This window comes from Microcoleus sp. S13_B4, assembly GCF_036700885.1.
GTDB lineage: Bacteria > Cyanobacteriota > Cyanobacteriia > Cyanobacteriales > Microcoleaceae > Microcoleus.
In genome coordinates this window covers 1-15,101 of sequence record NZ_JAUBPU010000095.1, presented here as the reverse complement: position 1 = coordinate 15,101, position 15,101 = coordinate 1, and the positions used below count along the sequence as shown (strand labels likewise).

Below are 15,101 nucleotides of genomic sequence, written 5' to 3'. Positions count from 1 at the left end.
TCGCTGGCATTTATAATTATGAACTTTCTTTAAAGACTAAATTAGAGATCGCCTGAGACTTTCGCAAGAGGTCTACTACCTTTGGCTGCCGCCACCCGAAAATTTAAATCATATATTAGTGCAACTTGTCAACTCCTAGGTGGTGTTAACTTGCCTTACGCGATGTTAATTTTTGTATGTTTTAGTGGTATTTATGATAATTTTTTGATATTGCTTCAATATAAGTGAATTTGGCGGCGATGTCAATCGCCAACAGTAGTAAATCGAATCGCAAATTAAAAATTTTCCAATTCTCGGAAACCATTTTTTTAAGTTGGCTTACGGTGAAGATTAAACAAAAAATCCTACTTACAACCGTACTGAGAAGCTTCGTGTTACCGGAATTACTGCCTTTTTTCAGCAATGCGTAAGTAATTGGCGAGCGAAATTTCCATCTTCTGGCATGGCTTCTTCTCCAATCAAAAGAACTGACTGGCGCAGTAAAAGCCAGAAAACGCTTGCGTAGGAGTTGGGTTGATTTCTCCTCCTAGCGACCCGCCCTCGCCCGCAGCAGTCCTCGTCCAATTCTTTCCTAAAAGCTCAAAAAATACGTAAGTATTTAATTATTTTTATAAAACTAATTTATTGAAAATTTATATTTTGGTGTTTATGGAATTTTCTCAAGGGGGGTAGGATAAAACAAATAACTAAATCAGGGAATAATGAAAATGAGCTCTCATCTGCCGAATTTTTATGCCGTAAAAATACCTAAATCTACCATTATTGCCACTAAGAACAACTTTTTAACACAAGCAAGCTCTACAGCACCAGACGCGAAAAAATCTCTAGTGATTGTTGACCCCCGAGTAGAAAACTACCAGCAATTGATCGGTGGTATTAAACCAGGAACGGAAGTATTTGTACTCAATCCAACCAGGGAGGCGATCGAGCAAATCACTGAAATTTTGAGTCAGCGCACCAGCATCAACAGCCTGCACATAGTTTCTCACGGCCGAGAAGCAGCAGTAGAAATCGGCTCAACAGAACTTAATATTGATAATCTAGAAACATACCGCAGCCAATTGCAGCAGTGGGGAAAAGCCCTTAACGAATCCGCCAGCATTCTGCTTTACGGCTGTAACATAGCAGCCGGCGAATCCGGCCTTAAATTCATACAAAAACTCAGTGAAATAACAGGAGCAAATATTGCCGCTTCCAATAACCTAACAGGGAGTGCAGCATTAGGAGGCGACTGGGAATTAGAAATTACTACAGGACAAATAAATACCGAACTAGCATTTGAAAAAGAAGTCCTAGAAAGCTACACATCAGTCCTGGCTACCTTAGTTGCCGAAACCTTTCAAGGTTCAACAGCACTAGGGCCTTGGATTTATGGAACTAGGGGCAATTCAGCCCCTCCTGGCTTAACCGCAGGCACCGGCCCGGGCGTTATTCCCGGTGTAGTGGGAGGGCCAGTCGATCAACCAGGCTTCGGCGCTTTGAGATTAACCTCAGCAAATAAGGACCAAGCAGCTTTTGTCATCTACAACAGCCCCATCTCTTCCGCTGATGGGCTAAAAGTTACCTTTGATTTATTTGCCTATAACGGCAATATTGGTGCCGATGGCATTAGTTTTTTCCTAATTAACGGAACAACTACGCCAACAGCAGCGGGAGGCTACGGCGGCGCTCTCGGCTATGCAACGAGAAATACGAACCCAATAACGCCTGGTATTGTAGGAGGTTATTTAGGTGTGGGATTAGACGAGTTTGGCAATTTTGCCAATCCGGCTGAAGCGGGCATAGGTGGCCCCGGGAAGCGACCTGATTCAATAACAATTAGAGGCAGCGCAGCCAATAACTATAATTTTTTACGTAACGCTACCGTTCCAGGTGGGGTAGATAGCACAGTTTCAGGTCGTGCTGATGCTAAAAGAAAAGTTCAAATTACATTGCTACCGGGTACAAACCAGCTTACAGTTGCCTTCGACTCCAACGATGGCGTATTCGTTCCCGCCGAAACACTGATCGACATACCGGATTTAGTGGCGGTAAACGAAGCAATACCGCCTACTTTTAAATTTGGTTTTGCTAGTTCGACAGGTTTTTATACAAACATTCATGAGATTGCTAATCTCACTGTCGAAAGTATCAACACTCCCGCACTTTCAGCCGACATTTCCGTTGCTAAAAGAGGCCCCGCGTTCGCCACCCCCGGCAGCACCATTACCTATACAATTACTTCCACTAATAAGGGAACCAGTAGCGCCGCAGACGTTATCATTCAAGATCAACTTCCGGCAAATTTAACCTTCGTCAGCGCTCCCGATACCGCTGGCAATGGCGTATATGACCCTACAAGGCAGACTGTCACCTGGCCGATGATTCCGACTCTGGCTAGCGGCGCTAGCACTACCCGCACCATAACCGCAATTGTCCCCGCACAGACAGCGATCGGCACAACCATAACTAACACCGCCTTTAGCAACTCCAGCACTTACGACCCCGACCTAGCTAACAACAACGGTTCCCTACTAATATCTCAAGCCCCAACTACAATTGTTGCTGCTAGTGCCGACGTAGTTACCACCAAAATCGGCTCCACTACCGAAACAGTGGGTAGGACAGTCACTTACACAATTTCCACAGTCAACAACGGCCCTAGCACAGCCGAAAACGTCATAATTACTGATAGCATTATTCCCGGTTTAACAATAGTTAGTCAATCCAGCGGTACTTACGATCCAATTACTGGCATTGTCACCTTCTCACCTGTTCCCAACTTAGTCAGCGGTGCTGCTGCTGCGATTACTAACACAGTTAGTTTCATCGCACCTGCATCCGGCAGCGTCAGCAACACCGCCAGAAGTACCTCACCTACCCCAGATCCTTTTCCTGAAAACAACAACGGCACTGATCCGCTGGCTAAAGTCACCACAACTCTGACACCTAGTGCCGATGTCGTTACCACCAAAATTGGCTCCACTACCGAAACAGTGGGTAGGACAGTCACTTACACAATTTCCACAGTCAACAACGGCCCTAGCACAGCCGAAAACGTCACAATTACTGATAGCATTGTTCCCGGTTTAACAATAGTTAGTCAATCCAGCGGTACTTACGATCCAATTACTGGCATTCTCACCTTCTCATCTGTTCCCAACTTAGTCAGCGGTGCTGCTGCTGCGATTACTAACACAGTTAGTTTCATCGCACCTGCATCCGGCAGCGTCAGCAACACCGCCAGAAGTACCTCCAGTACCTATGACCGGACTTCAACCAACAATGACGGTAGTGCTCCGGGCGCTAAAGTCACCACAACTCTGACACCTAGTGCCGATGTCGTTACCACCAAAACCGGGACTGTTACAGAAACAGTGGGTAGGACAGTCACTTACACAATTTCCACAGTCAACAACGGCCCTAGCACAGCCGAAAACGTCACAATTACTGATAGCATTGTTCCCGGTTTAACAATAGTTAGTCAATCCAGCGGTACTTACGATCCAATTACTGGCATTGTCACCTTCTCACCTGTTCCCAGCTTAGCCAGCGGTGCTGCTGCTGCGATTACCAACACAGTTAGTTTCATCGCACCCCCATCCGGCAGCGTCAGCAACACCGCCAGAAGTACCTCCAGTACCTATGACCCAATTCTTGAGAACAATGACGGTAGTGCTGCTAAAGTCACAACCACTCTGACACCAGCACCAACTCCGACTCCCAACCAACCGCCAGTTGCCAACAATGCCAAGTCCAGCCTAGGGCCCAACAGCAGCCAGTTAGTCACGGGATTGGGAGGAACGGACGACGGCTTGATCGTCTCTTATACCATCAACACTCTGCCCCCAGCAGACCAAGCCGTCCTGTTTTTAGGAGATCCAGCCAACGGCGGCGTTGCAGTGACACCCGGCCAAGTCCTGACTCCAGCACAGTTGCAGCAACTATTTTTCCAAACGACGGGCACCTTTACAGGAAGCAATTTCACCTACAGCGCCACAGACAACAGCGGTGCTATCAGTCCCCCTGCTACCGCTACTGTGGATGGACTGATAGCACCAACTCCCACAACTCCGACTCCAACACCAACTCCCACAACTCCGACTCCCACACCAACTCCCACAACTCCAACTCCCACACCAACTCCCACAACTCCAACTCCCACACCAACTCCCACAACTCCAACTCCCACGCCAACTCCCACAACTCCAACTCCCACGCCAACTCCCACAACTCCAACTCCCACACCAACTCCCACCGCTCCAACTCCCACGCCAACTCCCACAACTCCAACTCCCACACCAACTCCCACAACTCCAACTCCCACACCGACTCCCACAACTCCAACTCCCACACCGACTCCAACTTCCAACCAACCGCCATTAGCCAACAATGCCAACTCCAGCCTCGGGCCCAACAGCAGCCAGTTAGTAACAGGATTGGGAGGCAGCGACCCCGACGGGTCGATCGTCTCTTACACCATCAACACCCTGCCCCCAGCAGATCAAGCCGTCCTGTTTTTAGGAGATCCAGCCAACGGCGGCGTTGCAGTGACACCCGGCCAAGTCCTAACGCCAGCACAGTTGCAGCAACTATTTTTGCAAGCCACAGGTAATTTTACAGGAGCCAATTTCACCTACAGCGCCACAGACAACAGCGGCGTCTCCAGTCCCGCTACCGCTACGGTGGCGGCCATACTTCCAACTGACAACCAACCGCCATTAGCCAAAAATGCCAACTCCAGCCTCGAACCCAACAGCAGCCAGTTAGTCACAGGATTGGGAGGCAGCGACCCCGACGGGTCGATCGCCTCTTACACCATCAACACCCTGCCTCCAGCAGACCAAGCAGTCCTGTTTTTAGGAGACCCAGCCAACGGTGGCGTACCAGTCACACCCGGTCAAGTCCTGACTCCAGCACAGTTACAGCAACTATTTTTGCAAGCCACAGGTAACTTTACAGGAGCCAATTTCACCTACAGCGCCACAGACAACAGCGGCGCATCCAGTCCCGCTGTCGCTACTGTCGCGGCTATCTTGCGGCCGGTTGGGCCCACACCAACTCCAACGCCCACACCAACTGACAACCAACCACCAGTTGCCAACAATGCCAACTCCAGCCTCGAACCCAACAGCAGCCAGTTAGTCACAGGATTGGGAGGAAGCGACCCCGACGGGTCGATCGCCTCTTACACCATCAACAGCCTGCCCCCAGCAGACCAAGCAGTCCTGTTTTTAGGAGATCCAGCCAACGGTGGTGTACCAGTCACACCCGGTCAAGTCCTGACTCCAGCACAGTTACAGCAACTATTTTTGCAAGCCACAGGTAACTTTACAGGAGCCAATTTCACCTACAGCGCCACAGACAACAGCGGCGCATCCAGTCCCGCTGTCGCTACTGTCGCGGCTATCTTGCGGCCGGTTGGGCCCACACCAACTCCAACGCCCACACCAACTGACAACCAACCACCAGTTGCCAACAATGCCAACTCCAGCCTCGGACCCAATAGCAGCCAGTTAGTCACAGGATTGGGAGGAAGCGACCCCGACGGGTCGATCGCCTCTTACACCATCAACAGCCTGCCCCCAGCAGACCAAGCAGTCCTGTTTTTAGGAGATCCAGCCAACGGTGGTGTACCAGTCACACCCGGTCAAGTCCTGACTCCAGCACAGTTACAGCAACTATTTTTGCAAGCCACAGGTAACTTTACAGGAGCCAATTTCACCTACAGCGCGAAAGACAACAGCGGTGCTATCAGTCCACCCGCTATCGCTACTGTGGCTGGACTGATAGGGCCGACACCAACTCCAACACCGACAACAACACCAACTCCAACACCGACAACAACTTCCAACCAACCGCCATTGGTCAACAATGCCAACTCCAGCCTCGGGTCTAACAGCAGCCAGTTAGTTACGGGATTGGGAGGCAGCGACCCCGACGGGTCAATCGTCTCTTACACGATCAACACCCTGCCCTCACCAGACCAAGCAGTCCTGTTTTTAGGAGACCCAGCCAACGGCGGTGTACCGGTGACACCAGGTCAAGTCCTGACTCCTCAACAGTTACAGCAACTATTTTTCTTCACGACAGGCAACTTTACAGGAGCCAATTTCACCTACAGCGCCACAGACAACGACGGCGCTATCAGTCCCGCTGTCGCTACTGTCGCGGCAATACTTCCAACTTCCAACCAACCGCCAGTTGCCAACAATGCCAACTCCAGCCTCGGGCCCAACAGCAGCCAGTTAGTCACAGGATTGGGAGGAAGCGACCCCGACGGGTCGATCGTCTCTTACATCATCAACACCCTGCCCTCACCAGACCAAGCAGGTCTGTTTTTAGGAGATCCTGCCAACGGTGGCGTTGCGGTGACACCTGGCCAAGTCCTGACTCCAGAACAGTTACAGCAACTATTTTTCTTCACGACGGGCAACTTTACAGCCACCAATTTCACCTACAGCGCGACAGACAACAGCGGTGCCACCAGCCCCGCGCCCGCTACTGTGGCGGCTATCTTGCGGCCGGTTTCGCCAACTCCCACACCAACGCCGGCATCGCCGAGCATCTCAAATCCGATCGGAGAACCAGATACCGAATGTTTGTGTCAGCCCATTATTGAAAAACCGGGAATTAACTTTGCGCCCCCGCAGCAACCACCTGCAGTGGGATTTGTCCGGCATATTTCACAATTTTCAGAGGGACAAACCACCAAAGGAACCAACGGCGATGACTTCATCGTAGACACCAAAGGCAACCAAAAAATTGTCTGTTTTGAAGGCAACGACCTGCTTTTAGGTGAAGAAGGTGCGGACGAAATTTACGGCAACGAAGACAATGACAGGATTTTTGGGGGCATTGACACCGATATTGTTTACGGAGACGAGGGCAACGATATCGTCTTTGCAGGCAAACAGAACGACTGGATTGCCGGCGACTTAGGCTCTGACACCCTGTTTGGAGATCGAGGTGCGGATACGATTCTCGGAGACACCGGGCAGAACAATTCCCAGAACCCTGACGATGCTCGCGATTTGATTTTCGGAGGCGAGGGTGCAGACATCATTAACGGCAACGAGGGCGACGATACCATCCATGCCGGCAAAGGTGACGATATTGCCCTTGGAGGTAAAGAAAATGACCTGATTTGGGGCGAACTCGGCTCCGATACGTTGTTTGGTGGCATCGGCTCCGACAGCTTGTTTGGGGGCATCCGCGACCAAAGGGCCAGCGACTCCCAGGGACGCGACTTGCTGTACGGAGGCTTCGGTAACGACTTCCTCAACGGCCAACAAGCCAACGATACGCTGGTTGCAGGCAAAGATAACGATCGCGCTTACGGAGGTAAAGGCAATGACATCATCTACGGTCAATTAGGCTCCGATACTCTCTACGGCGGCGAAGGAGCCGATACTCTGCTCGGCGACAGTGGCAGTTCCCAGTCCATCGGGGATCTGGGCGAACAAGACTTAATCTTTGGGGACAGTGGCAACGACATCATCGGCGGCGGCCACGGTAATGATGCCGTGCAAGCAGGTAAAGGCAATGATTGTGTTTGGGGTGGCAAAGATAATGACTTGATTTGGGGCGAGCTCGGCTCTGATACCCTTGTCGGCGACAGTGGCAACGACACCATGTACGGCGGTGCTCGAAGTCGAGCTCAAGATGTTGGCGGCCAGGACTTGCTCTTTGGTGGCATCGGTGCTGATGTGCTGTTCGGCGATGAGGGTGACGATACCATCAGTGGCGGTCAAGACAACGACTTGATTTACGGTGGTAAAGCTAACGACCTCATACACGGAGATCTGGGCGACGACTTGATTTACGGCGGTGACGGCAGCGATGAACTCTGCGGTGACGAGGGCAACGATACCATCTATGGCGATCGTGCTGATAACCGGGGTGTCTCGGTGGGCGCAAACGACCAGCAAGACTGCATCAACGGCGGTGACGGCGATGACTTGCTCTACGGCAACGAAGGCCAAGATACTATCAACGGAGATGCTGGCAGCGATACCCTGATTGGTGGTAAAGATAGCGACCTTCTCAATGGGGGCGCTGGAGACGATTGGTTGTTTGGCGACTGGGGCGAGGATACTTTAATTGGAGGTATGGGGAGCGATAAATTTGTGTTGAATGGTGAGGGCGGCACCGATACTGTGATTAATTTCGAGGTAGGCGTCGATAAGTTGGTTGTGAGCGGTGGGGTGAGTTTCCAGCAGTTGCAATTTAGCGCCACTCCCAACGGTACGTTGCTGCAAGTAGCAGGAACCGATCGGGTTTTAGCGAATCTGGTGGGGATTAACGGGGCGATCGGCTCCTCGGATTTCCTACCAAATCTCTCTGAGCTCTAGAATTGGCGGCGAAAGTCTCCTGTTCGGGCGAACAAAACGCCACAGAAGTTCTGAGCTGCTGTGGCGTTCCTCACAATACTCTATTCGGGTGAGAAACTTTGTAGCGCTAGACCATTGACATCGTTCTTACAGTGGCCTTTTGTCCCTCTCTCAAATGCTAAAAAATAAAGGTGTATTCAAGCCGGATTTGGTATAATATCAAATCTGTTAGCCTTGGGATGATTCATAAATCTATTATCTTTAGCGGCGTGAATTAGGGTCAATCCCTTGTCATCTGCGGTGAAGAAATTATTTTTGTTTTACCGCAGATACAGGCAGATAAACACAGAGTAACGCAGATTAATTAGATGAATTTTTGTTGCATCCTCCGTGATTCTGGACTGGTTTTTAGGCCCGACGAGGCTACCGGAGCTGATATAACTTTGTATGGGGTTTTTCAGGTGATCCCAGGTACACAAGGGTTGGTAGCAAAGAGTGTTTACTACCAACTAATTTTAGTGTGTTGTGCGATCGGGATTAAGAACAAACTAAAATTCATCACTAATTCCTCATTCCCCTTCCATTGATTCACAATTCGGAAGTCAAAGATACAGCGATAGCTATTTTTCCCTTTTTCCTGCTTCGCCTCACTTCCCTACGATCAATTCCAATACTTAGCTTAAGATAGCGAAATCTGCTTGCGTAAAAACAGTCGCCGTGGCTGGCCGAACAGCCAACCAGTCCAATTCCAATCCACTTGTTGCAAGCGATAGCCGGCCTGATAGTACAACTGTCGCGCCGCGTGATTATTTTCCAGAACGTGGAGGTAAATCTCAGAAAATCCCCATTCTCTGGCTGTCTCCTCGCAGTTGCTGAGCAATTGTTGAGCAACCCCCTGTCGCCGGTAGTCCGGGTGAACGGCTAAATTCGACAAATAAGGATAGTCAGAATTAGGGATTTGCCAAGGAAAGCGAGAACGCATAGCCATTTCTACTGTCCCTGCCATGCGCTGAGCTCGGTGCGCTCTAGAATTCTGCGTTCCCTCCTCCCGCGAGACTAGCTCAGCAACCAGACAAATGTAATGTTCTGCCTTAGAACGCAGTCGATTTTTTAAATCTTCGTAAATGCCCAAACGCAACACTGGATACACCCATTCTACAAACCCCTCGCGGGAGTGAAAGCTCATGGCTAAAATATCAGCTAGCTGCGTTAAGTCGTTGGGCGCAGCCACCCGGATCGAAAAACCACAAAGTCCGGGAGTTTGTTGTTGGTGAGATGGTGAGGAAAAAAATGAAGGATTCACAATGCCAGGCCACTATATTAATTTTTTTACGCGGGTTTCTAAGCTACCATCTTAGAAAATTCGGTGATGTTATACTGATCTTATAACCTAACTTATAGGCATAGTTTATTAGCCCGATTAAATTATATTCTTTTCTGCTTGACTTTAAGTTGTATTTGAGGTAAATGGAAAATTATTAGCATTTAATACTCTAGTTATCACAAAATAAAACTCATCCCCTAATACTAGATTTGTGGATAAGCTATTTGGCCTTTAAATAGAAGCTTGATCCCTGGCTTTCGGCTGGCATCACAAGAGTTTAAGTAAACAGTAGAGTAGCTTACCAATTAAATGCGCGACAGCTTAGCGGGCAAGGTATTAAAAACAATCACAAACGTTTTAACGTCAGGTTCCCGGAATCTTACCGCTCTCTGCTTACGGAAATACCCGATCGAATATAATTTATCCGTCAAGGGGTAGTTGAAAAACTCAACGACTGATCAGACTAACACCGGGCGCGCTGGCGCGTCGGATGTTCCCCGCCGCCCCCCCGGCCTGGCACCCCAGCTTTCAGCAGTTCTGGGCAATCCATCGCCCGTCCCCGATCGCACCGGCCTTACCTGTTGAGCTAGGGGGTACTTTCCCAACTTCCAATTGAAATTTGGATGCCTGGAAACAGTCTGCGGGGGTTTTCCCCCTCGGCTCGATACTCTGCTGCGCGCGATCGAGACCTTCAAAACCTCGATCGAGCTGATTGACCCTGCCCAAAAACCGATATACGCCACCGACACTGGTCGTGGAGAGATCAAAATTTTAGACCCTAGTTCAAGCTCCACGATTCATCTGTGGAGTACATCTAAAATCTAAAATCTAAAATCTAAAATCGACTGATCGGTTTCCACAGAGTACATCCCTAGCTAAGATTAACAGATGGATGCTCGAGCTTGCGGTGTTTCGCCGCAGTAATTGGCTTGTCGAAGGTCTGCAGGAGGCACAAAAAATGCCGAGATCGGGAAAAAAAGTGCAAGTCTAACTAAAATGGTACAGCAATTGCGTCACTCCCACAGACACCTGTCTGGTCTGTCAGCCACCCCCGAATATCAGTCAGGGGCTGGGCGCCGGATTGTGGTCGGTATCCCTGGCTGACTGTTAAAGTTGCTGTTACTTGTGGGAAAAAACACAGGCGAAGATGTTGGTTGTCTATTGTATCTTGCTGCGGGCAGCTTTCACATACTAAATAAAACAGTCCCAGGAGCCAGGATCAAACATAAATTTGGCAAATCAACTCACAATCAGGACGGTTATTCCTATGTATTCTGAGATATCCAGACGGCAGTTAAAATGACCAGATTTGTGTTTGCTCTCCTGCTGCATAAAGGTAAGGGGTGAAGGAAAATTCTCGGTAGACGAGTTTAGATGAATATCATTAAATAATAAAATTGGGGTGCACGACTGATAACTGTGGCTCAGAAGAATTCCGAATTGAAAACCCAGACATCAAAAATCAAGGTTGATGCTCTTGCCTCGCCCACTCACAACAACTCCATATCCACGAATTATTGTGATACCATTTTCCAAAAATAATGGCACTTTCGGCAAAATCCCAACCCTTATGTCATCAGTCATTCGCAATCGAAAATCGAAAATGGTATGACTTCAGCAATTTAAATCGGCGAATTCTTCCTTTGATCAGACTTATTAAATCGAACAGCCCCGGGGCACAGGAGAACGGTGCATGAATTCCCAAGAAAATCCTAAGCTAAAAATTCTGATCGTCGATGACGAACCGGATAACCTTGACTTGCTTTACCGCACCTTTCATCGAGACTACAAAGTACTCAGAGCCGAATCTGGCCCGGCTGCTCTCGAAATTTTGGCAAAAGAGGGAGAAGTTGCGGTGATTATCTCCGACCAGCGAATGCCAAAAATGAGCGGTACAGAGTTTCTCAGCCTGACGGCGGCTCAGTACCCCGATGTGATCCGAATTATTTTAACTGGCTATACAGATGTTGAAGATTTAGTTGAAGCTATTAACGCTGGCAAAGTATTCAAATATGTTACCAAGCCTTGGGATGCTCAAGAGCTGATAAATCTTGTCAGTCAAGCTGTTGAGACTCACAATCTTTTGAAAACGCGCACCAATGAACTGCGCCGTGCTTTGAGCCAAGAATCGCTGCTTTATGCCGTTACCAATACTATCCGATCGGCTCCCAATTACCAGCAAATGCTGCAAAGAATTGTGGAAACTGTCGGGCAGATGTTTGAGGTGAGTTGCTGTCTGCTGCGGCCGTTCCAAGACGGCCAAGTTGCCGATGAGTGGTTCGTTTACCAGAAGGCAGAAACTCAAGGGTTGGCGGGCGATGAGGAAGCGATGCCAGGAGATGCTTCTGCTGCGGAACTCTCCCCGGATTTGCTGCCGGATTTGGTTTGGGAAACTCTGGATGTGGAGGTGATTCAAGATGCCCAAACTGACGATCGAGTTTTAAACTCGGATAATCAACAGCGACAGCAGGCTTACGAAGCTGCGAATATTCGATCGAGCTTGATCGTACCGCTGTTTTACAAAATCGAACTTATGGCAGTTTTGGCGCTGCACCAGTTTGCGGAACCGCGCCAGTGGAAAGACCACGAGGTACAGTTGGTAATTACGGTGGCAGACCAAGCGGCTTTGGCGCTTTCTCAAGCCCGGGCTTACGAACAGGTGCGGGCGCTGGCCAAGCGCGAGGCCCTAGTCAATACTATTACTACGGCAATTCGATCGAGTCTCGATCCCCAAAATATTTTTGCAGCCATTACTCAACAACTTGGCCAAGCTTTGCAAGTTGACGGCTGCGCCCTATCTCTGTGGACAGAAGATGATGAATACGTCCAATGCGTGGGGCTATACGACACAGATAGGGATACCGTGGCTGTAGAACAGGGTTTTATTGACAATCCAGAGATAGTTGCGAACCCTCTTGGCTACGAGACGACTTCTGCCGATGCTGCTGAGAACACTCGCGCGTGGGTTTTTGCCCATCCTTCTTTGCCACAGTCTTTGGTGCCGATTCGGGGCAATCCGGTGTTGCTGCAAGTTATGGTATCAAAAGAGCCGGTCGCGATCGAAAATCTCGACGAACACCCGGAGTTAAATGTTACAGAACTGCAAGTTCGATCGCCAGCCCGCGCCTTGTTAGTCGTTCCCTTACTCTCAGAAGGCAAAATCATCGGCAGCATTTCCCTGCGCCAAAATCGCAGCATCCGCCGCTGGAACATCTCAGACATTGACCTGGCTCAAATAGTCGCAACTCAAGCTGCTCTGGCCGTGCAGCAGTCGCGCCTCTACCAGACTACCAGACAGCAGGCAGAAAGGCTTCTGGAAGCCGATCGGCTCAAAACCGAGTTTTTCCAAAATATCTCCCACGAGTTCCGCACCCCTCTAACTCTAACTATCGGTCCTCTGGAATCAGCTTGCAGGCGCCACGAAGACTTGCCCTACGAACAAGCCGTAATCGCTTTGCGTAATTCCCGGCGCCTCCTGCGCTTGGTAAATCAACTGCTGGACTTGCAGCGACTTGATGCCGGACGGATGCAGCCGAGTTTTCGCCCCTGCGATTTAGTCGGTTTCTGTTACTCTACCGCAGAGTCGTTCCGCGCCTACTGCGAGAAAAAAGGACTGCACTTAATTACCCAACTGCAAGAATGTCCTTTACTTTATTTGGATCTGGAAAGATTTGACAAAGTTATTTACAACCTGCTATCAAATGCTGTTAAATTCACCCCAGAAGGCGGAACTATCACCCTGAAAGTTGAATCGGCCGGCGCTCACTGCTTGTTACAAGTAAAAGACACGGGTATCGGCATTCGCACCGAACAAATTCCCTATTTATTCGAGCGCTTTCGCCAAGCCGAAGGTTCAGCTAGCCGTTCCTACGAAGGCAGCGGCTTAGGTTTGGCACTTGTCAAAGAATTAGTCGAACTCCACGGCGGTCAAATTTCAGTTGAGTCAGTTTACGGCGAAGGTACTACTTTTACCGTTTGGCTGCACTTTGGTTCAACTCACTTGCCTCCGGAACAGGTACTAGAAATACCTGCGGACTTTCACTCATCCAAAGCTGCTGTGGAACTGGCCGATGTGGAAGCGGATTTGTCGGAAAATGAGGCCGAAAATCATAACTTTGAGGCGCTCCAACCGATCAGATCAGAAACAGCAGTGGGAACGGTTTTGGTGGTTGACGACAATCCAGATTTGCGCTTTTATGTGTCGTCTATTCTGCGAGATTCTGGTTTTGCAGTTTTGCTCGCCCGCAACGGACAAGAAGGGTTTGCCGTGGCTAAAAAACGTCGCCCTAATTTAATTATAACTGATTTGATGATGCCTTTGATTTCGGGCTTGGATTTGATTCGGATGATTCGAGAGGATGAGGAATTGCAGGGAACTCCGGCAATTTTGCTGACTGCTAAAGCCGACGAAGATACTCGAATTGAAGGAGTAGAACGGGGTGCAGATGCTTATTTGTCCAAGCCTTTTAATGATCGAGAATTGTTGGCGGAAGTGCGGAATTTGCTCGCCCTCAAACAAAACGAGCGCCGAGTGCAGCAGTTGAATAGTTATTTAACTGAGTCGGTTCTGCGCCGATTTTTGCCGCCGGCGATGGTGAAGGCCGCAGCGGCTGGAGATTTGGCATTGGATTTGCGCCCGGAACCGCGATTGATTACTATTTTGTTTAGCGATATTGTCGGTTTTACTCAAATGGCAAATACGCTGCGCTCGCGCCGCGTAGCTGAGCTGTTGAATGAATATTTGGCGGCAATGACTAAGGCTATTTTTGACAGTGGCGGTACGGTGGACAAGTTTGTTGGAGATGCGGTAATGGCTTTCTTTGGCGCGCCGGAGGAACTAACCCCTAATGAGCAAGTACGCCGCGCTGTGGCTGCTGCTGGCCAAATGCTGCGAGCTCTGAAGGAGCTTAACAAGAGCTGGTTGGAGCAGGGAATTGTTGGGGAAAATGGCGTGCCTCCGGTGCGGTTTCGCTGCGGAATTCACCAGGGTACTGCGGTGGTGGGGATGTTTGGCGGCCCTGATCGATCGGATTATACGGCGATCGGGCCGAGCGTGAATATTGCCGCCCGCTTGCAAGAGGTGACGGAACCAAACACGGTGCTAATTTCGGCGGCGGTGGCAGATTATGTTGAGGAAAATCGCATTGTTAAATATAAGCCTTTGAAACTAAAGGGAATTGATGAAACGGTATTGACTTTTTTACTAAATTGTGAGGAGTCATTATAAGTATTCTATAGCAACCGCTTTCGTCGGCGCCGGACACAAAGCGTAAGACATCCTCTATTGCATCTGGTAAACAATCAAACTGATCCAGTTTTTGGCGGATGCGACTCTTTAACCAAGACTCTTCTTTGCTCAATATTGTTAAGATGTGGTGAATAGGGAGGTAAGTAGGGTTTGCTGAATAATCGATCGCAAACTAAGAACAGAAGCGATCGATATATTCAAACTCAACTAAAGATAG

General features: G+C 49.4%; 4 protein-coding genes. 2 read left to right on the top strand and 2 right to left on the bottom strand.

Features of this window, described 5'->3' with window-relative positions; translation table 11 throughout:
• The first annotated feature begins 707 nt into the window (after positions 1 to 707).
• Complete coding sequence (locus tag QT994_RS26395; RefSeq protein ID WP_333179872.1) at positions 708 to 8,333, top strand: DUF4347 domain-containing protein; 7,626 nt, start codon at positions 708 to 710, stop codon at positions 8,331 to 8,333.
• A 658-nt stretch (positions 8,334 to 8,991) separates the two neighbouring features.
• On the opposite strand, the gene QT994_RS26390 is transcribed toward QT994_RS26395, so the two are convergent.
• A complete protein-coding gene (locus QT994_RS26390) occupies positions 8,992 to 9,615 on the bottom strand; it encodes a GNAT family N-acetyltransferase (RefSeq protein WP_333046853.1) in 624 nt (207 codons plus the stop codon).
• A gap of 479 nt (positions 9,616 to 10,094) precedes the next feature.
• Positions 10,095 to 10,403 carry a hypothetical protein gene (locus QT994_RS26385; protein WP_333179869.1) on the bottom strand — a complete coding sequence of 103 codons (309 nt, stop codon included), beginning with the start codon at positions 10,401 to 10,403 and terminating at the stop codon, positions 10,095 to 10,097.
• A gap of 926 nt (positions 10,404 to 11,329) precedes the next feature.
• Here QT994_RS26385 and QT994_RS26380 point away from each other — a divergent pair.
• Positions 11,330 to 14,863: a response regulator gene (locus QT994_RS26380; RefSeq protein WP_333179866.1), complete on the top strand. Its 3,534-nt coding sequence runs from the start codon at positions 11,330 to 11,332 to the stop codon at positions 14,861 to 14,863.
• The last annotated feature ends 238 nt before the right edge of the window (positions 14,864 to 15,101 follow it).